This window comes from Roseateles aquatilis (assembly GCF_002205645.1).
In the GTDB taxonomy this organism is placed as follows: domain Bacteria; phylum Pseudomonadota; class Gammaproteobacteria; order Burkholderiales; family Burkholderiaceae_C; genus Roseateles; species Roseateles aquatilis.
In genome coordinates this window covers 176,462-196,433 of sequence record NZ_NIOF01000010.1, presented here as the reverse complement: position 1 = coordinate 196,433, position 19,972 = coordinate 176,462, and the positions used below count along the sequence as shown (strand labels likewise).

Below are 19,972 nucleotides of genomic sequence, written 5' to 3'. Positions count from 1 at the left end.
AAGATCGGCGGGTCGCCGGCCGCGCCGCGACCCGTCGCCATTGGGGTTGGCGACCGGATTGCGAGCGGGTCGCGGGCGGCAGCGATTGACCGGATCACTCGCGTCGCGCGGGGCGACGCGTCAAGGCACCTCGGCGCGGAGGCCGTCTATCGCTTGTTGCGGAGGGGGATGGCCATTTCCTCGGGCTTGATCTCGCGCACCAGCTCGGGCACGCCCCAGGGGAAAGCCGGGTCGACCTTGATCTTGAAGTGGTACATCGACTGCATCGCCTGGTGGTCCTCGGCGCGGAAGGTCATGCGACCCTTGGGCGTCTCGAAACTCATGCCCTCCATCGCCTTGATCAGCCTGGGCGTGGCGGTGTCGCCGCCGGTTTTCTTGAGCGCCTCGACGATGGCGATCGCCGCGCTCATGCCGCCGGCGGTGAAGAAGTCGGGCGGCGCCTTGAACTGCTTGTAATGGTTGGCGACCAGCCACTCGTTGACCGGATTCTTCGGAATGCCGAAGTAGTAGTAGGTCGCGCCCTCCATGCCAGGCAGCGCCTTGTACGCGGCCATCGCCGGCAGGATGTTGCCGCCCGTGGCGATCTCGATGCCGTGGCGCTTCAGGTCCAGGTCGGCGATCTTGAACGGGTTGCCGGCGCCGGCCCAGATGATGAAGATCACCTTGCGGCCGGGCTGGTCCTTGAGCTTGTCGATCAGCCGCTGCGCGCCGGCGGTGAAGTCGGTCGTGGTGGTGGGCAGGTACTCCTCATGGACGATCCGGGCCTTCTTGACGGCGTCCTTGAAGGCCTTCACGCCGTCGCGACCGAAGGCGTAGTCCTGCGCCAGCGTGGCGATCACCGTGCCGGGCCGGTCCAGCGCGACGGCGTTGGAGATCGCGTCCTGCGAGCTGTTGCGCCCGGTCCTGAAGATGTACTTGTTCCACTTGTCGCCGGTGATGGAGTCGGCGACGGCGGGCTCCACCAGCAGGATCTTCTTGTACTCCTCGGCGACCGGCAGCAGCGCCAGCGCGACGCCGGACGACGACGGCCCGACGGCGATGTCCGCCTTGTCGTCGCCGTAGGCCGCGGCCAGCAGGCTCTTGCCGACGTCGGGCTTGCCCTGGTCGTCCTTCTCGATGACGACGAGCTTGCGGCCCGCCACCGTCATCGTGCCGCCGGTGGCGTAGTCCAGGCCCATCAGGAAGCCGGTCTGCGTCTGCTTGCCGTAGGCCTCCAGCGGACCGGTGCGGCTGTAGACGTGGGCGATGCGGATCTCCTGCGGCGCCGCGCAGGCGCCGGCGGCGATGCCCAGCGCCGCGGTCAGCGCCAATGCCGCGCGCAGCGCCGGCCGCGACATCGGGCGGGATGCCGAGCCGATCGCCACGCGGAAAGCCACGCCGAAAGCGGCGCGTGCCGAACCATGCTTCATGCCTTGTCTCCTGGGGTGGACGGACCGGTCGTTCGCCGGTCTCGGTACCTGCCTTCGCAAGGCCCGTGCCGGGCCGCGCGCGGGCCTCTGCGGCCTGCGCGCGCGGGTGTCCTGTCCGGGTTGACCCGAAGTCACGGGGTGCTTCGCCGGCCGGAATCCGGACAGCACCTGCGGACCAGGACGGCGCGACCGTCCGAAGTCCAGGCACTGCCTGGATTCCGGACAACGAGCCGGCGCGGGACCGCTTCGGCCGCGCCCCTCACGCCCGCATGCGCTGGGGCGGCCCATGTTGAGCCCGGCCCTGCGGACTTCCCACAGGCTCGCGTCCGCATGCGCTGGGGCGGCCCCCGATCGGCACAGTCACGTGCGGCAGGGCAGTGCATGCGCGCCTGGCCCGGCGCCCGGCGCCCGATCGGTGGATCAGGTGCGGAAGGTCGCCACCTGCTCGTTGAGCACCCGCGCCTGCTGCTGCAACGACTCGGCCGCGGCGGCGGTCTGCTCGACCAGCGCGGCGTTCTGCTGCGTCATGTCGTCCAGATGGGCGACCGCCTGGTTGATCTGCGCCAGCCCGTCGGTCTGGCCGGCGCTGGACTGGCTGATCTCGGCCACGGTGCCCGAGACCTGCTGCACCGACTGCAGGATCTGCCCCATCGTCTCGCCCGCGCGGCCGACCTGCGCGCTGCCCGCGTCCACGCGCGACACCGAGTCGTTGATCAGCGCCCGGATCTCCTTGGCCGCGTTGCCGCTGCGCTGCGCCAGCGCCCGCACCTCGCTGGCGACGACGGCGAAACCGCGGCCCTGCTCGCCGGCCCGCGCGGCCTCGACCGCCGCGTTCAGCGCCAGGATGTTGGTCTGGAACGCCACGCCGTCGATGACCGAGATGATGTCGGCGATCTTGCGGCTGGAGCCGGCGATGCCGTCCATCGTCTTCACCACCTCGCCCATCGCGTCCGCCCCCCGGCGCGCGCGATCGGCCGCGCCCAGCGCCAGCTGGTTGGTCTGCTGCGCCGCCTGCGACGAATGCGTCACCTGCTGCGTCAGCTCCTGCATCGAGGCGGCCGTCTGCTGCAGGCTGGACGCCGCCTGCTCGCTGCGCTGCGACAGGTCCTGGCTGCCCATCGCGACCTCGCGCGAGGCGTGCTGGATCGAATCGGTGGCGTCGCGGATCGCGCGCACCAGCTCGCTGAGCCGCGCCTGCATCGCCGTGACCTGGGTCAGCACGTCGCCGATCTCGTCCTGCCGGCCGTCGACGGCCTGGGCGCGCAGGTCGCCGTTGGCCACGGCCTCGACCACCTCGCGCATCTGGCCGAGCCGACGCTTCAGGCCGCGCGCGAACCACTCCACCGCGATCAACGCGGCCAGGCCCACGGCGATCACCAGCCCCAGCGCCAGCAGGCCATCGCGCCGCGCGATGCCGGCCACGTCGTCGATGTAGACGCCCGATCCGATCACCCAGCCCCATGGCTTGAAGCCGGCGACATAGGAGCGCTTGGGCTCCGGCTCGCTCGATCCGGGCTTGGGCCACAGGTAGTCGACGAAGCCGCTGCCCTGCGCCTTGACCGTGTCGACGAAGGCGACGAACAGCTTCAGGCCGTTGGGGTCCTTGTTGCCGGAGAGGTCCTTGTCGTTGAGCTCCGGCTTGATCGGGTGCATGACCATCTTGGGCGTCATGTCGTTGATCCAGAGGTACTCGTTGCCGGAGTAGCGGATCTTGCCGATCTCCGCCGCCGCCAGCTTCCTGGCCTCGGCCTCGGTCAGGCCGCCCGCGCCGACGCGGTCGAAGTGGCGCCGGGCGATCTGCTCGGCGTTCTTCACCTGCTCGACGGTGGTGATCATCTTCACGTCCAGCAGGCTCATCGCGGAGCGATGGCTCAGCCACATCACCAGCACGACGAAGCCGACCACGGCGGCCAGCACGGCCACGCGCAGCCGGGTGGCGAGCGTCCAGGCCCGACGCGGTCCGGACCCCGCGCCGGCAGCGGAGATCGAGGCGCCGCGCGCGGGCGCGGCCTGGGCCGCGTGGATCGCGGTCGTCGCCGCCGTGATGGCGGCATTCGCGGCGCTGGTGGCCGCGCCAGCCGATGAGAAGGCGTTCATTCGGTATCTCCTGGACCGGCCCCTCGATCAACGATCGGCGATCGCCCATCAGCGATCGGATGGCCTTTCGGGTCTCTCCCTTCGATGCACTATGCGCACGGAGGATGGCGCCGGGCAAGCCCGGGGAACCCTGAAAAAGCGCCGCAACAACGGCCCAGGCGTGAGGATGTGGCGTTAACCCGGACCCGTCGCGGTCCACGCCGCCGGTGCTGTCACCGATGCGCGGGACGGCGCCGCGGCCGCCATCGCGGCGGCCATCGCGGCCAGCTCCGGATACTTGCCCAGCTTCTCGTAGAGCGTGGCGCGCGAGATCGCCAGCAGGCGCGCCGCCGCCATGCGGTTGCCGTGCGTGCGGCGCAGCGCCTGCGCGATCGCCTCGCGCTCGAGCGAGGCCTTGCGCGCGCCCAGCGTCGCCTGCGGCAGCGACGGGTCGTCGAGCGCGACAGGGGCGGCGTCGGCGCGCTCCATCGCCCTGGCGCCGTCCGGGATCGCGCCAACGGCCGGCGCACCGATGGCGGCGACAGCGGCAGTTGGCGCCAGGGTCCCAGCGCCCGCCCCAGGCAGGGTCGGAGGTGCCTGCGGGAGCGGCGGCTCGGTCAAGCCGAAGTGCTCGGGCGCCAGTTGCTCCTCGTCGCTCATCAGGAAGGCCTGCTCCAGCGCGTTGCGCAGCTCCCGCACATTGCCGGGCCAACGCTGCGCCGCCAGCGCGCGCAGCGCGCCCGGGTCGAGCGTCTTGGGCGCGAGGCCACCGCGCCGGGCGATGTCTTCGAGCAGCACGTCCACCAGCGCCTCGATGTCCTCGGCCCGCTCGCGCAGCGACGGCAGCCGGATCGGCAGCACGTGCAGGCGGTAGAACAGGTCGGCGCGGAACTCGCCGCGCGCCACCATGGCCGCCAGGTCGCGGCTGGTGGCGGCGATCACGCGCACGTCCACCTTCACCACCTCGTTGCTGCCCAGCGGCTCCAGCTCCTGCTCCTGCAACACGCGCAGCAGCTTGGCCTGCAGCGCGGCCGGCATGTCGCCGATCTCGTCGAGGAACAGGGTGCCGCCGTCGGCCAGCTTGAACTTGCCGTCGCGGCCCTTGCGCTCGGCGCCGGTGTAGGCCCCCGGCGCGACGCCGAAGAACTCCGCCTCCAGCAGCGTCTCCGGCACCGCCGCGATGTTCACCGACACCAGCGGCCGCGCCGCGCGCCGCGAGGCCGCATGGATGGCATGCGCGAGCAGCTCCTTGCCGGTGCCGGTCTCGCCCAGCAGCAGCACCGTCGCGTCGGTCTGCGCGACGCGGCGCGCCTGGCGCTTGACGTCCAGCGCGGCGGCGCTGGCGCCGACGAAGTCGATGATGCGGTGCTTGGGCCGGCGGTTGCGCGATTGCTCGGCGGCAAGCTGCCGGCGGGTTTCGTCCAGCTCCGCCTGCAGGCACGCGAACTTGGTCATCAACGGCTGCATCGTCGTCTCGGGGTGGTCCAGCAGCACCATGCCCATCGCGCCGATCACGTCCCCGCCCGGCCCGCGCAGCGGCAGCCGGCTGACGAGGAAGGTGCCCGCCTTGTTGGTCAGCAGGTCCACCAGGATGGGCTGGCCGGTGTCGATGACCTGCGCCATCAGCGTGTTGGGCACCACCTCCTCGACACGGCGTCCGACGAACTCGGACTCGTCGCGGAAACCCAGCGCCGGCAGGAAGCGCTTGTAGCCCTCGCTGATCCAGACGACGCGGTGCTCGCGGTTGACCACCATCGCGCCCTGCGCGGTACTGGCCAGCACGTCGAACATGGACTGCGCGGCCAGGCGCAGCACGGCCTCGGCGTCCTGAGGAATGTCGTTCATCGCTTGTCTCCTGGGCAATCCGCCCGATGCCCGCGTGCCGGCCGCTCCGGGGAGCCGCGACCGCGAATCTGATGCGGACCAATGTAGCAGCGCGCCGCGCCGCCGGGCATCGGTCGCCACCAGGGAATGTCGGCGTCCGCCCACCGGATCCCCGTCGACGGTCGGTGCTCGCCCGCCCCTGGGAAGGCCCGCATGGCTCACCGCGGCGATGACGCTATAAACCGCCCTCATGGCCATCGTCGACTCCTGGACCTCGGCGCGCGCGGCACGGCAGGTGCTGGGGCTCGCGCACAAGCTGCTGTCGGAACGCGGGCAGGCGAACAGCCTGGGGCTCGCGGGCGACCTGATCGAGAAGATGGGCACGCTGCCGGCGCAAGCCTGGCCGATCGTCTTCGACAAGCTGGCCGCCGATTTCAATCCCGACCCGGCGCAGGTGCTGCGCGCCGCGCAGGCCTATGCGGCCACGCCCGACGGGGACGCGCTGCTGGCGCTGACCGCCGTCAGCGAGCCGCCGCGGCAGGAGCTCTTCCGCCGCCTGAACCGCGCGCCCGGCGGCACCGCGACGCTGGTGCGCATGCGCCGACGCCTGCTCGACGGCCTGAAGGGCCACGACGACTGGCGCATCGTCGACGCCGACCTGCTGCACCTGCTGTCGTCGTGGTTCAACCCGGGCTTCCTGGAGATGCGGCAGGTCGACTGGAACTCCCCCGCGCGGCTGCTGGAGCAGATCATTCATCACGAGGCCGTCCACGCGATCGACGGCTGGGACGACCTGCGCCGGCGGCTGCTGCCGGACCGGCGGCTGTTCGCCTTCTTCCATCCGCAGTTGCCCAACGAGCCGCTGATCTTCGTCGAGATCGCGCTGCTGCCCGACATGCCCGACGCGATCGCACCGCTGATCGAGAAGCGCAGCGACCCGATGCCTCCCGCCAGCTACAAGGCAGCGATCTTCTACTCCATCAGCAACTGCGAGCCTGGGCTGCGCGGCGTCTCGCTGGGCAACTTCCTGATCAAGCGCGTGGCCGAGCACCTGCAGCGCGAGCTGCCTCGGCTCAAGCTGTTCTGCACGCTGTCGCCCATTCCCGGCTTCGCGGCATGGCTGCAGGGAGCGCCGGCGCTGACGGGGCCGGATGCCCTGCCTGGACTCAAGCGCCCGCAGGCGGAGCGCGCGGCGCAGGCGCTGGAGCGGGTGCGGCACCACTCGGCGGCGGCGCTCGCCAGCCCGGCCGCGCTCAGCGACGAGGCGCTGCAGGCCGACCTGCGCCGGCTCGCCGCCGTCTACCTGATCGCGCAAACGCCGCGCCCCGGCGGCGATCCGGTGGCGCGTTTCCACCTGGACAACGGCGCGCGCCTGGAGCGGCTCAACATCGGCGGCGACCGCTCGGCCAAGGGCCTGAGGCAGTCGCACGGGCTGATGGTCAACTACCTGTACGACCTCGACCGCATCGAGGGCCACCACGAGGCCTTCATGCAGGGAGAGATCGCCTTCTCGCGCGGCGTCGGCACCCTGCTGTGACGGCCGGCGGCACGCGCAGTTTTCTTCCCCCCACCAGAAGCCCGCAGAGGCTCACAGGAGACATGCCATGACGCATCCTTCCCCGGCCCGGCGCCGTCTGCTCGGCGCCTGCGCCGCCACGGCGCTGGGCAGCGCCGTCCTCGGCGTCGCGCCCGCGGCCTTCGCGCAGAACGCATGGCCCACCCGGCCGGTGGTGATCGTGGTGCCCTTCCCGGCCGGCGGCGGCACCGACGCCTTCGCCCGGCCGCTGACCGCCGTGCTGACCAAGCAGACCGGCAAACAGTTCATCATCGACAACAAGGGCGGCGCCGGCGGCACGGTGGGCGCGACGATCGCGTCCAAGGCCCAGCCCGACGGCTACACCTTCTTCATGGGCGCGGTCCATCACGCGATCGCGCCGGCGATGTATCCCAAGCTGGACTACCGGCTGGAGGAGGACTTCATCCCGGTGGGCCTGATCTCCAGCGTGCCGCAGGTCATCGTCGTCAACCCGACCCGCGTGCACGCCACCGACGTCAAGGGATTGCTGGAGCAGTTGCGCGCCAATCCCGGCAAGCTGAACTACGGGTCGGCCGGCAACGGCACCTCGCACCACCTGGCGGGCGAGCTGTTCAAGCTCCAGACCAAGACCTTCATCACGCACATCCCCTACCGCGGCGCCGGCCCCGCGCTGCAGGACCTGATGGCGGGCCAGGTGGACCTGATGTTCGACGGCCTGGGCTCGTCGGCGGCGCACATCCGCGGTGGGCGCATCAAGGCGTTGGCGGTGGCGTCGGCCAAGCGCGCGCCGGGCTTCCCGGACATCCCCAGCGCGGTCGAGGCCGGCATCCCCAACTACCAGGTCGCCACCTGGTACGGCCTGTGGGCGCCCAAGGGCACGCCCAAGGAAATCATCGCCGCGATGCAGGCCGAGCTGCGCAAGGCCCTGGCCACCGAGGAGCTGCGCAACATCTGGACCGGCCTGGGCACCGACACGCCCAGCCTGTACGGCGACGCCTTCGGCAAGTTCGTGCACGGCGAGGTGGTGCGCTGGGCGGAGGTGGTGAAGAGCAGCGGTGCGAAACTGGATTGACGGGCCGACACGCCGGCCGATCGATGGACCGAGGGATGGATCGATGGATGTTTCGATGGAAATGAACGCCAACCTGTTCGTGGCGCTGCGCGCCAACTTCGCCGAGGACCTGGACGCGTGCGCGATCGAGGTCGCGGACGGCGAGGCCGGTGCCGGCGCCGGCCAGCGCTACAGCTGGCGCGACATCGACCGCGCCACCGCGATGATCGCCAACCTGCTGGACTCGCTGGACCTGCCGGCCGGCAGCCGCGTCGCGGTGCAGACGGAGAAGAGCGTCGAGGCGCTGCTGCTGTACCTCGCGGTGCTGCGCGCCGGCTACGTCTACCTGCCGCTGAACACGGCCTACCAGGCGGCCGAGCTCTCGTACTTCATCGACAACGCGGAGCCGGCCGTCGTCGTCTGCGCTGGCAGGAATTTCGGCTGGGTCAGCAAGCTGGCGTTCCAGGCCAAGGTGCCGTGGGTCTTCACGCTCGACGAGGACCGCCGCGGCACGCTGCTGGACCGCGCGGTGCAGATGAGCGACCGGCACCAGCCGGCCGAGCGCAAGGCCGACGATCTGGCCGCGATCCTCTACACCAGCGGCACGACCGGGCGCAGCAAGGGCGCGATGCTGAGCCACGGCAACCTGCTGTCCAACGCCCAGGTGCTGAAGCATTGCTGGGGCTGGCGCGCCGACGACGTACTGATCCACGCGCTGCCGATCTTCCACGTGCACGGCCTGTTCGTCGCGTCGCACGGCGCGCTGCTGGCGGGAGCGAAGATGCTGTGGTTCAACCGCTTCGATCCGCGCGCGGTGATCGCGCGGCTGCCCGACGCGACGCTGTTCATGGGCGTGCCGACGCTGTACGTGCGCATGCTCGAACAGGCCACGCTGACGCGCGAGGCCTGCGCGCGGATGCGGCTCTTCATCAGCGGCTCCGCGCCGTTGCTGATCGAGACCTTCCAGGCCTGGCGGGACCGCACCGGTCACACGATCCTGGAGCGCTACGGCATGAGCGAGACCGTCATGCTGACCTCCAACCCCTATCGGGCCGAGGACGGCGACCGCCTCGGCGGCACCGTGGGTTTCCCGCTGCCGGGCGTCGGCCTGCGCGTGCTCGACGACGCGGGCGAGCCGTGCCCGTCGACCGGCGACGGCGAGATCGGCCACATCCAGGTGACGGGGCCCAACGTCTTCGCGGGCTACTGGCGCATGCCGGAGAAGACCCGGGAGGAGTTCACCGCCGATGGCTGGTTCAAGACCGGCGATGTCGGGCGGCGCGACGAGCGCGGCTACGTGACCATCGTCGGCCGCAGCAAGGACCTGATCATCAGCGGTGGCTACAACGTCTATCCGGCCGAGATCGAGGGCTGGCTCAACGAGCTGCCGGGCGTGGCGGAATCGGCGGTCGTGGGCGTGCCGCATCCGGACTTCGGCGAGGCGGTGATCGCGGTGGTCGTGCCGCGTCCGGGAGCGCAGGTGGAGGGCGCCGCGGTGATCGCGGCGCTGAAGGACCGCATCGCCAATTTCAAGGTGCCCAAGCGCGTGTTCGTGGAGAACGAGCTCCCACGCAACGCGATGGGCAAGGTGCAGAAAAACCTGTTACGGGAACGGCACCGCGGATTGTTCGTGTGACAGGGAGACGGACGAGGTTCAGATGAACCCGAAGAAAGGCCAGAACATCGGCGCGCTCCTGACAGTGGAAGAAGCCCGATCAGTCCCGCGCCCTCGGGCCCGGTTCCAGCCGCTACAGTGACGGCGTCGCCCGCTCCCTTGCCCGCCCTTCGATGCCAGCCGCCGCAACGCCCCTCGACAACGCCGCCTGCCCGCGCTGCGGCGGCGGTTTCCATTGCGGGGTGGACGAGGGCTGGTGCGCGTGTTTCGGCCTGCGGCTGGGCGAGTCCTTGAAGCGCGATCTGCGCGCGCGCTGGCCGGACCGCTGCCTGTGCCTGCGCTGCCTGGCCGAGCTGGCGGCCGACGATCCGGACAGCCAGGTCCCGGAGCCGCCGAAAAACCAGCCACCGTCCCCGCTGTTGGACGTTTGAGACCGTACGACGCACGGCCACAATCGCGTCGATGCCTTCCTCGCTGTTCAGCCAGTCCATCGCCGCCCGCCTCGACATGAAACGGGTGCGCGTGCTGGTGCTCGGGCCGTTCCTGGCGCTCGGGCTGGTGCTGATCGTGCTGTGGGCGCTGGTGGGCTGGTTCGCGCTGGTCTATCCGCGCTCGCTGGTGCAGGACCTGCAGGACGACCTGGAGAGCGTCGCCCAGAACGCCGCGCTGGAGACCGAGGTGCTGCTGCGCGAGACCGAGGGCAACCTGCGCACCATCGACCTGCTGATGCTGACGCGCAAGCCCGAGGCGCAGGACCGCGACGCCACCGTCTCGCTGCTGGCCGACACGATGCGCGACAGCGCGCGCGGCATGACCGACGTGATGCTGGCCAACACCGACGGGCGCCTGTGGCGCATCCCGTCGGTCACCGGCGAGCCCTACCTGACACTGGGGCCCGACAGTTTCCTGACGGCGTTGCGCCGGCCGGGCGGCCCCGGCATCGTCATCGGCGCGCCGCTGCGGCTGCGCGAGGGCGCCCACCTCGTGCTGCCGATGGCGACGCGGCTGAGCGCCCGCGCCGGGGAGTTCGACACCGTCGTCGCCTTCCTCGACCTCGACGGCCTGCTGAAGCTCTATCGCCCGCGCATCATGCGCACCGGCATGGCGATCTTCCTGGAGCGCAAGGACGGCGTCGCGATGGCGCGCTGGCCCGAGATCGCCGGGCTGCTGGGCCGCAACCTGAAGGATCTGCGCGGCGGCCGGGTGCTGCCGCCCGACGCGCCGGCCAGCGGTCGTTTTCTGGTGGCCGAGAGCCCGGTCGACGGCCTCGACCGCATCGTCGCCTACCGCTCGCTGCAGGACTATCCGCTGCGGCTGTTCGTCTCCTTCGAGCGCGACCGCATCCTCGCCGGCTACCTGAAGCAGCGGCGCGTGGTGCTGGGCTTCTCCATGCTGGTCAGCGCGATCGCCATCGGGCTGATGGCCTGGTTCACGCGGGTGCAGGCGCGGGCGCGGCTGCGCGAGGCGGAACGCCAGGCCACCTCCGACGCGTCGCCGATGGGGCTGTTCCGCTGCGATCTGTCGGGCCGCACCGTCGACGCCAACGAGACCTACCTGCGCCTGCTGGAGGTGGATCGTGCGTCGCTCGCCTGGGGCTGGCTGGAGCGCCTGCCCGAGGCCGAGCGCGAGACGGTGCGCGCGCAGTGGGCGGCGCTGGCCGCGACCGGCGAGTCGGTCGACCGCGTGCGGCGGCTGACGCGCCGCGACGGCGGCGAGATGCTGGTGGCGCTGCGCATGCGGCCGATGCGGATCGACGGCCACATCGTCGCGCACGCCGGCACCGTCGCCGACATCAGCGCCGAGCTGGCCGTGGAGCGCGAGCGCGAGCGCAGCCAGGCGGTCATGAGCGCGCTGGCGCAGAGCGTGGCGGTCATGATGCTGGCCGTGGACAGCGACGAGCGGGTGCTGTTCTGCAACAAGGCCTTCGAGCAGCGTTTCGACATCGCGCACCGGTCCTGGGTCGGCCGCGGCGCCCAGGAGCTGCTCGGCGATCGCTACGCCGCGGTGCGCCCGCTGATCCTGCGCGCCTTCGCGGGCGAGGCCAGCGTGATCGAGATGCGCGAGGACGACATGCGCGACGAAGCCAGCCGGCCCATGCCGCTGGACGTCAACGCCGACGGCCGCGGCGACGCGCGCTACATCGAGCTCAGCTACGCGCCGTTGCTCAGCGACGCCGGCACCATCATCGGCGCCTACGGCGTGGCGCGCGACGTCACCGAGGTGAAGCAGGAGCAGATGCGACTGCTGAAGGCATCCAACACCGACCCGTTGACCGAGCTGCTGAACCGCGCCGGTTTCTCGGCCTATGTCGACGCGGCGCTGCGGCGGGCGAGTGACCGGGGCGAGCTGGTCGCCCTGCTCTACATGGACCTGGATCGTTTCAAGCCGGTCAACGACGAGTACGGCCACCCGGTCGGCGACGCGCTGCTGAAGGCGGTGGCCGGCCGGCTGCGCCACGCGCTGCGCCCGCAGGACCTGGTGGCGCGGCTGGGCGGCGACGAGTTCGCAGTCTTCCTGCACCACGTCGCCAAGCCCGAGGATGCGCGGGTCGTCGCCGACAAGCTGGTGCACGCGTTGGCGATGCCGTTCCGCATCGGGGCGTTGGAGCTGCGCATCGGCGCCAGCGTCGGTTTCTGCGTGCAGTGGGCACGGGAGGTCCGCATCGACGCGCTGGTCATGCAGGCCGACGAGCAGCTGTACCGCGCCAAGCGCGCCGGGCGAGGCCAGGCCAGCGGCAGCCTCTGCGCCGGGCGGCCTCAGGGTCAGCCGGGCTGAACGAATCGGGGGGCGGATCAACCGCCGCAGTTGCCGAAGGCCTCGGGATCCTGGCCGTTCAGCGTGGCCGTGGGCGTGGAGCCGCCGTGCTTGATGCGCATCAGCGTCATCTGCAGCACCTTGGCATCGGCGCTGGCGCGATGGCGGCGCAGGCGCGCCTCGGCGCGGACTTCCTGCTGGACGACGGCCCAGCGGCCGGCCTCGTCCTCGCTCAGCAGCCGCCGCACGTCCTCGAGCCGGAAGCGCGGGGTGATGCCGACGCTCTCGAACAGCGTCGACAGCCAGCTGTAGTCGTGCCCCCAGCTGTCGCAATAGACGGTCTGGCCGGCCAGGCGGGTGTTGATCTCCTGCGCGACCCATTCCCGCGGGCGGCCGTGACGCAGCAGCAGCTCACGGGAGATGCCGTGCAGCGATTCGGCCGCCCCGTCCCAATGAAGCCAGTCGGGCGCGGGCTGGATCAGCGAGCAGAACGGCAGGCCGGTGGCCTCCACGAAACCGATCTCGATCGGGTAACTGCCCCGCCCGAATCCTGAAGCTTCCACGTCCAGGATGGTGGGGGCCACGACGGGCGCGGGAGCAAGGGCGAGCATGTCCGCGAGTATGCAAGCGCCGGGCCAGCGCCCGCGACCCGGGCCTCCTTCAATCAGGGGACGGCCGGATGGGGGGACGGCGGCTCCACCGGATCGTTCTTGCGGCCCTCCTGGCCGCCCTGCCCGCCGTGATCGCCCCGGTCGCCCCGGTCTCGGATGCGGCGCCGCTGCAAGGCATCCCACCCGTCCAGGCCGCCGTCCAGCGCCAGCACGCGCGGATGGCCGCGTGCGATCAACTGGTGCGCGCCGTTCACAGCGGAGATTTCATTCGGGCAGTTGCAGTAGAGAACCAGCAGCCGGTCGCCGGGGAGCTGGTCCGCGTACTCGGCCAGGCGCGGCAGCGGGATGTTGAGCGCGCCCGGCAGCGTGCGCGGGTCGGCGGCGCGGCCGGCGTCGCTGCGCACGTCGATGAACAGCGGGGCCATGTCCTGGTCGATCAGCGCGGCGGCGTCCTCGACGCTGATGCGCTCGACCTCGCCCTGCAGCCGGGCCATCCGGCGGCGGCGCCACCAACGGTTTCCGACCAGCAGCGCCAGCACCACGCCCAGGGCGGCCAGGGCCACCATGCCGGCGTTGGACAGCGCGTCCAGCACGTCCTGGATCTGGTTGCTGAAGACCAGGCCCAGGCCGAGGAAACACAGGCTCCAGACCAGCCCGGCGATCGCGTCGTAGGCGATGAAGCGGCGCCAGCCCATGCCGAGCGCGCCGGCCATCGGCGCGGCGACGACCGAGATGCCGGGCAGGAACTTGGCGGCCAGCAAGGAGCTGCCGCCCCAGCGGGCGATCAGGCTCTCGCTCTGGCGCACGCAGACGTCCGGGGAGAGGGAGACGCGGCACAGCAGCCGCAGCACGCGGTGGCCGTAGCTGCGGCCGGCGATGAACCAGATGGCGTCGCCGATGACATTGGCCAGCACCGCGGCGGTGACCAGCGACAGCGCCGAGATCCGCCCCCCCGCCGCCAGTCCGCCCGCGACCACCAGCAGCGGCGCCGCCGGCACCGGCGCGCCGATGCGGGCCGCCAGCGTCACGAGGAAGACGAGCAGGAAGTCGTGCTGGACCAGCAGATCGATCAGGGCGCGCATGGCCGCGATTGTCGCGGCTGGCGAAGACGCCCGTTGGCGGTGGGGCGATTAGGGGGCGCCGCCGCAGGGTCGGCTATTTGACGCCGCGAGCCGCCGCCGGAGCGACACGTCGCCGCCGGGCCTTGTTCGCGGGCGGGCCGGCGGTCGATGGGGATTCAGCGCGAGCACGGGCGCGCGCCTTCGGCGCCGACTCGCCATCCTGCGGGTCCTGGGCGATGGAATCCGCCAGGGCACGGAAATCCAGCGTGGGCAAGAGCATTTGACCGTGCGTGCTGCGGCCCGTGATCGCGCAGACCATGTCCCGGGCCACGCCATACAGAAGCGAGACGCCGTTGACCACCGCCAACCGCTTGCGCTCCAGCCCTGTCGCTCCACCATGCATGCGGACCACGCCTTGAATCGTCAACGTCCCCTGGTAGGGCAGGGACCTGGGCGCCTTCGGCTGGAACATCAGCGAGAACCGGATGCCGAAATCAGCCCAGCCGTCGCCGTGACCCAGATCCTGGACGTCGGTCTCGGAACTCAACTTCATCCTGGCCGGGCTGACGACGAAACCCACGTCGCGTTCGCCATTGTCGAAGTCCGTCACCGCATCGATGTGAACAGCTTCAAGGCCATGTCTCAATAGCTGGAGCGGACTAGGCTGCATGTGCCCACTCCGGCGTCCCCTCGTCGGTCTTCACGCGTTCCTCGACCAGCTCGCTGACCACCGGCACGCGCCTCCACCGGGAATGGATGACCTGCGCATTCGACGCCGTGGCCGTGGGGAATTCAATCGCGTCGCGGTCGTCCTGAAGCTCCACCGGCCGGCCGCGTTCCCACGGTTGAACCATGCGTGGCGCGTTCCGTTCTCGGAACACAAGATCGAACGAATGCCCCAAGGCCCTGGCGACGGCGGCGACCGTGTCGATGGTCAGGTTGGCCTCGCCAGACAGGACCTGCGTGACGCGGGCTCGTGTCCATCCCATTCGCGCGGCCAGCTCGGACCGGGAAAGGTCCGACTCGGACAGCAGGACGTTCAGATCCGCCGCCACGGCCACGCGAGCCAACTCGTTCTGGAACTCATCGGAATCCTCCCGGAGGGAGGTAAACAAGGCTTCCCGAGACATTGGCACTCCGTTGAAACAGCCCATCAAACCCAGCGCAGCAGCCGTCGCTGCCGGGCTTCCAGAAAACGATCGACGGCGCCCTCCGCCGCCAGTTGCTCACCCACCGTCAGTCGGTCCCGAAGCTTGACCAGGATGGTGCTGAGCAAGACCACCCGATCCTGCGCGTAATAGAACAGCAGCCTGATGTCGCCCCGGCGCAGACGCCAGATCCTTTCGACCTTGCCGGACACCGAGCTCCGGAACGCGTGCGTTTCATGCAGTGCCTTCTTGTCGAACGCCTGGGTCAACGGCTGGCCGCCTTGAGCGACCTTCACCAGCATCAACAGCGCGGCGATCGCGACGCGCTGATGCACCTGGCTGGGCAGCGCCTGGATCTGCGTCCAGATCTCTGCGCTGTCCGGATCGGCCTCGGCACATTCGGAAGTCACCCTGAAGCGGCTGACGTTTGGTGACGCGGGGGGGCCGGGGGAGGACTCCTCGAACTGCTCGGGCCTGATCTCGGTGAAATGGCAGTATACGATCTGTTTAGTCATAGCTAAACCAAGCGGATTCCGTGAAATGGCATCCGCTCGATCAGCGTGACCTTGTCTCCCACGGCGCGGAGGATCGTAGGGTCGTCTTCCGCCGTGATGCTGGTCTTTCCCCGCCCAACCGACTTGTCCCAGTCGGTAGCGAACCAACAACTACTTCAAGACGCCAGCTTCTCCCCCTGCGCCGGCCTCGCCACGAAGGCGTACTGCACGTACTTCGTCTCCTCCAACTGCCGGCCGAAGAGCCGGTAGGTGATGCGGCGGGGCAGCGAGCGCGTGTACCACTGCTCGTTGATGCCCTGGACGCGGACCACCTCGTAGCCGCATTCGTCGAGCATCCGCAGCGCGCTGGTGCGGGTGAAGAAACGCAGGTGGGTGCGGTCGCGCACGCCGGTGCTCTCGTAGCGGAAGTCGCGGTTGCGGACCAGCGGCCAGAGGGTGTCGATGTGCAGCAGGTTGGGCAGCGACACCAGCACCACGCCGCCCGGTGCCAGCAGCGGTTGCGCATGGTTCAACGCGGCCCAGGGATCGGGCATGTGCTCCAGCACGTCGTTGAAGACGATGGCGTGGAAGTGACGCTCGGGCAGCGGCAGGTCGGTGCCGAAGAAGCCCTGCAACACACGGTCCAGATGGCCGCGGGCGCGGTCGGCGGCGCCGATGTCGGGTTCGACGCCCCAGACCTCGACGCCGGGCCGTGTCTGCTTGACGGCCTCGCCGAACGCGCCGGTGTTGCAGCCCACGTCCAGCACGCGCAGGCACTCCTGCGGCAGGAAGGCCAGCATCTCCCGGCGGGCCAGGTGGGGGTAATCGGTGCGGACCAGGGGGCTGGCGTTCGGCATGGGACCTCCGGCGGCGAGGGAATGCCCCTCGCCGGTGCGCGCAGCTTAGCGAGTGCCCGTGACCACTGGAACCCCTAAGGGAGGGACTGCACAACGCCCCAGGTGTCAGGACGCGGGCGTGGATCCACCGATCAGGACGGGTCGTCCGCGTCGCCACCCGGGCCGGCTCCGACCGGTCCCGGCGCGCGACGAGCGACGCGAGGGGACCCGGTCGAAGCGGCTCAGAACGACGTCCAGTCGTCGTTCCCGGTCGCCAGGGCCGGCGTCGGCCCGGGGCGGATGGCTCGCAAGGCGGGTTCCGCCAGCTTGCGCACGGGCGCCAGGGCTGCCAGCGGCGCGCGGGAGGGGGTGGCCGCACGCACGGCCGCCTTGGCGGCCCGGACCGGCGATGCGGCATCGGCCCGGCGCGCGGCGGCGACGACCGGTGGCCGGGCCGGCGACTTCGCGGCGGCCGGCGTGGCGGGCCTCGCGGTCGCGACGCTCTCGCTGCCGGTGCGGAAGACCGCCACCGCCGCCACCATCTCGGCGGCCTGACGCTTCATGCCGTCGGCGGCGGCGCTTTCCTCGACCAGCGCGGCGTTCTGCTGCGTGGCGCGGTCCATCTGCGTGACGGCTTCGCCGACCTGCGTGACGCCGCCGCTTTGCTCGATGCTGGCGGCGCTGATCTCGCCGACGATGTCGCTGACGCGGCGGATCGCGCCGACGACCTCGGTCATCGTCGCGCCCGCCTGATCGACCAATCCGGTGCCTTGCTCGACGCGACCGACGCTGTCACCGATCAGTTGCTTGATCTCCTTGGCGGCTTCGGCCGAGCGGCTGGCCAGGCTGCGCACCTCGGCGGCGACGACCGCGAAACCGCGGCCCTGCTCGCCCGCGCGGGCCGCCTCGACGGCGGCGTTGAGCGCCAGGATATTGGTCTGGAACGCGATGCCATCGATGACGCCGATGATGTCGGCGATGCGATGGCTGCTCTCCTGGATGCCGCGCATCGTGTCCACGACCTGGCCGACGACCGCCCCGCCGCGCATGGCGACCTCGCTGGCGTTGAGCGCCAGTTGGTTGGCCTGCTGCGCGTTGTCGGCGTTCTGGCGCACGGTGGCGCTGAGCTGCTCCATCGACGCCGCGGTTTCCTCCAGCGCCGAGGCCTGCTCCTCGGTGCGCGACGACAGGTCGTTGTTGCCCTGCGCGATCTGCTCGCTGGCGATGGCGATGTTCTCGGCGGAACCACGCACCTGGCCGATCAGCGCCAGCAACTGCCGCTGCATCTGGCCCATCGACGCCAGCACGCTGTTGGCCGGTGCCGTCGCGGCGCCCTCGACGGCGCGCAAGTCGCCGTCGGCGATGCGGTGCGCGGCGTCGGCCAACAGCGCCGGCTCGGTGCCCAGCGCGATCGTCAGACGACGCACGATCAACCAGCCCAGGCCGACGGCCAGCGCCACGGCGGTCGCGCTGATGAGGATCAGCCACCAGCGCTGCGACGCGTAGTTCCGCGACGACGCGGCCACCAGCTCGTCACCGCGGGTCCGGGCGTACTGGATGTACTCCCGGGAGGCGGTCAGCAGCGCCGCGAGCAGCGGCCGGCAGTCCCGGGTCATCATCTCCATCGCCTCGTCGCGCTTGCCGGAGGCGGCGAGCTCCACGATGTTGGCGGCCACCGGACCGTACTTGGTCTCGACCTCGGCGATGCGGGCCAGCAGTTCGCGCTCGCGGGGGGAGGCGTCCGACGCCTGGGCCACGGCGCTGTTGAGCGCGGCCAGTTGCCTGGCCAGCGTCGCATGCGCCTCGAGCGCCATCGCCTTGGCGCTGTCGATATCGGCCGGCGTCTTGACGATCACCATGTCGCGCACCCCGATCGCGCGGCGATTGGCGGCGATGCGGACATCGGTGGCGAGGTTCTCGCGGACGTTGATACCCTCCACGTAGCCGGCGAACCGGTCGTTGGCGGCGCCGAGGTGATGCAGCGCGACGATGCTGACCAACATCACCGCCATCACCAGCGCGGCGAAGGCGAGCATCAACTGCTTCTTGATCGAAAGACCGTTCATGGCTCTGTTTCCAAGGAAGAGGACGCCGGGCGGCTAGGCGGCGGACTTTGGGTTGAATCCGATCGCTCGCCAGCGAATCCGTGAGGTGGTGAGCGATATGCTAATTTCGGAAGCAGTTTGCCGTTCTTGCCGTTTTTAGGCGATGTGACAGAAGTCGGACTCACCGGCCACCGCCGCCATCAGGGGAGCCGACGGCGTGATGGGGGTCACGAATCGCGAGCCGCGAATGCGCGACCGTCCGGGCACAAGACCCTCGCGCCGCAGCGGTCAATCGCCGCGCGGGCTCAGCGGTCGCCGTGCTGCGAAAGTCTCGCGATGCCGGCACTTGCGAAGGAGAGCGCCCGCCGCTTCTTGACGTCATAGGACATCTGGTCCGCCTCGTCGATCAGGCCTTGCAGGTCGCGAGTGCCATCCGAGGTCGCGAATCCGATCGATGCGCCGATGACGATCCGCAGACCGTCGACATCCATGGGCAATGAGAGGGCGGTCTCGATCCGCTTCGCGATCTGAGCCATCCGGGACGGGTCGGCGATGTCGGGAAACACCAGGACGAATTCGTCGCCGCCGACCCGGGCGAGCACGTCGCCATCGCGCGACTCGCGCCGCAACCGTCCGGCGACGATCTTGAGCACCTCGTCCCCGACGCCATGTCCGTGGCGATCATTGACGGGCTTGAACTTGTCCAGGTCGAACACGACCACGCTCATCGCCCGGTTCCCCAGCCGCAGGCTCGCTCGATCCAGCGCCCTGCGGTTGGCCAGCCCCGTGAGCGGATCCGTCTCGGCACGGGTCGTGAGCTCCACCATGTTCCGTTCGCCAAGGCGCACGAGGCCTGTGGTGTAGGCCACGCTCCACAGCATGAATGCCAGGAAGCCGCCGACCAGTCCGATGGACCACCGCTTGAGCGTCGTCAGCTCCCTTGACAGCCGAAGCTGCCGGGCGGCAAGCAGCGCCTGCTCGGCCGCATGCATGTCGTCCAGCAGCGCGCGCAGCTTGCGCGAGCCGTCGGTGGCGATGTGCGGCTCGATGGCCGCGTGCAGGTCCGAGAATTCGTAGCTCTCGGCAAAGGTCACGCATTCCAGATACCAATCCGTTATCACCGACGCCTCGGATTCGACGGACGCGGCGAGGGCGGACTGCCGGGGGTTGTCCTTGACCAGCCTGATCAATTGGTCGGTGGCCTCGTTCGCATCCGCTATCGAGGTCCTCAGCCTGGAGGAAGGGATGCTCCACGGACTGAGCGCCATGTTGCGCAGCGTGACGCCGCCGCGCAGCAGGGTGACTCGAACCTGATTGATCTGGTCCAGGACCGCATAGGTATGTTCGACCTGGTCGATCGCGTCCTCGTACTCCCGGGCCTTGGCGATCAAGGCGACCGCGGCGGCCAGCACCACGGCGAAGGCCACCGCCTGGCTGAGCCGAAGCACCCGGGCGATGCGGCGGAGGATCGGATTGGCGAGCGGTCCCAAGGTGTTTCGGAGAAAGGTCAG

The 19,972-nt window shown here is 70.3% G+C and carries 16 protein-coding genes; 5 read left to right on the top strand and 11 right to left on the bottom strand.

Annotation, left to right across the window (positions count from 1 at the left end; all coding sequences use genetic code 11):
* Nucleotides 1-146: 146 nt before the first annotated feature.
* The 3 genes from CDN99_RS19720 to CDN99_RS19710 all read right to left on the bottom strand — a co-directional run bounded on the left by CDN99_RS19720 (nt 147) and on the right by CDN99_RS19710 (nt 5,330).
* Nucleotides 147-1,337 (bottom strand): substrate-binding domain-containing protein, encoded by a 1,191-nt coding sequence (locus CDN99_RS19720; RefSeq protein WP_088386691.1) that lies wholly within the window; start codon nt 1,335-1,337, stop codon nt 147-149.
* A 492-nt stretch (nt 1,338-1,829) separates the two neighbouring features.
* Nucleotides 1,830-3,506, bottom strand: a complete 1,677-nt coding sequence (locus tag CDN99_RS29660; protein ID WP_088386598.1) for a methyl-accepting chemotaxis protein — start codon at nt 3,504-3,506, stop codon at nt 1,830-1,832.
* Nucleotides 3,507-3,680: 174 nt separating this feature from the next.
* Nucleotides 3,681-5,330, bottom strand: coding sequence for a sigma-54 interaction domain-containing protein (locus CDN99_RS19710; protein WP_088386597.1), 1,650 nt, complete (start codon nt 5,328-5,330; stop codon nt 3,681-3,683).
* A gap of 229 nt (nt 5,331-5,559) precedes the next feature.
* On the opposite strand from CDN99_RS19710, the gene CDN99_RS19705 reads away from it, so the two are divergent.
* From CDN99_RS19705 to CDN99_RS19685, 5 genes are all read left to right on the top strand, one after another.
* Nucleotides 5,560-6,846: a malonyl-CoA decarboxylase domain-containing protein gene (locus CDN99_RS19705; protein ID WP_088386596.1), complete on the top strand. Its 1,287-nt coding sequence runs from the start codon at nt 5,560-5,562 to the stop codon at nt 6,844-6,846.
* A 67-nt stretch (nt 6,847-6,913) separates the two neighbouring features.
* Nucleotides 6,914-7,918: a Bug family tripartite tricarboxylate transporter substrate binding protein gene (locus CDN99_RS19700; protein ID WP_088386595.1), complete on the top strand. Its 1,005-nt coding sequence runs from the start codon at nt 6,914-6,916 to the stop codon at nt 7,916-7,918.
* A gap of 55 nt (nt 7,919-7,973) precedes the next feature.
* Entirely contained in the window at nt 7,974-9,533 is a 1,560-nt protein-coding gene (locus CDN99_RS19695; RefSeq protein WP_088386594.1) for a malonate--CoA ligase, read from the top strand.
* Between the two features lie 152 nt (nt 9,534-9,685).
* Entirely contained in the window at nt 9,686-9,943 is a 258-nt protein-coding gene (locus CDN99_RS19690; protein WP_088386593.1) for a cysteine-rich CWC family protein, read from the top strand.
* A 31-nt stretch (nt 9,944-9,974) separates the two neighbouring features.
* Entirely contained in the window at nt 9,975-12,287 is a 2,313-nt protein-coding gene (locus tag CDN99_RS19685; RefSeq protein WP_088386592.1) for a diguanylate cyclase domain-containing protein, read from the top strand.
* 17 nt (nt 12,288-12,304) lie between these two features.
* Here the strand turns inward: CDN99_RS19685 and CDN99_RS19680 are convergent, their stop codons facing one another.
* From CDN99_RS19680 to CDN99_RS19645, 8 genes are all read right to left on the bottom strand, one after another.
* Nucleotides 12,305-12,877, bottom strand: coding sequence for a 3'-5' exonuclease (locus CDN99_RS19680; RefSeq protein ID WP_202820297.1), 573 nt, complete (start codon nt 12,875-12,877; stop codon nt 12,305-12,307).
* A 53-nt stretch (nt 12,878-12,930) separates the two neighbouring features.
* Complete coding sequence (locus CDN99_RS19675; protein ID WP_088386591.1) at nt 12,931-13,959, bottom strand: VTT domain-containing protein; 1,029 nt, start codon at nt 13,957-13,959, stop codon at nt 12,931-12,933.
* A 73-nt stretch (nt 13,960-14,032) separates the two neighbouring features.
* Nucleotides 14,033-14,608: a hypothetical protein gene (locus tag CDN99_RS19670; protein ID WP_141100878.1), complete on the bottom strand. Its 576-nt coding sequence runs from the start codon at nt 14,606-14,608 to the stop codon at nt 14,033-14,035.
* Nucleotides 14,598-15,068, bottom strand: a complete 471-nt coding sequence (locus tag CDN99_RS19665; protein WP_158218895.1) for a helix-turn-helix domain-containing protein — start codon at nt 15,066-15,068, stop codon at nt 14,598-14,600. Before CDN99_RS19665 ends, CDN99_RS19670 begins: the two co-directional genes overlap by 11 nt.
* A gap of 23 nt (nt 15,069-15,091) precedes the next feature.
* Complete coding sequence (locus CDN99_RS19660) at nt 15,092-15,601, bottom strand: hypothetical protein (RefSeq protein ID WP_141100877.1); 510 nt, start codon at nt 15,599-15,601, stop codon at nt 15,092-15,094.
* A gap of 155 nt (nt 15,602-15,756) precedes the next feature.
* Nucleotides 15,757-16,437 (bottom strand): class I SAM-dependent methyltransferase, encoded by a 681-nt coding sequence (locus tag CDN99_RS19655; RefSeq protein WP_088386587.1) that lies wholly within the window; start codon nt 16,435-16,437, stop codon nt 15,757-15,759.
* A gap of 221 nt (nt 16,438-16,658) precedes the next feature.
* Nucleotides 16,659-18,482: a methyl-accepting chemotaxis protein gene (locus tag CDN99_RS29655; RefSeq protein WP_088386586.1), complete on the bottom strand. Its 1,824-nt coding sequence runs from the start codon at nt 18,480-18,482 to the stop codon at nt 16,659-16,661.
* A gap of 284 nt (nt 18,483-18,766) precedes the next feature.
* Entirely contained in the window at nt 18,767-19,951 is a 1,185-nt protein-coding gene (locus tag CDN99_RS19645; RefSeq protein WP_088386585.1) for a GGDEF domain-containing protein, read from the bottom strand.
* Nucleotides 19,952-19,972: the final 21 nt, after the last annotated feature.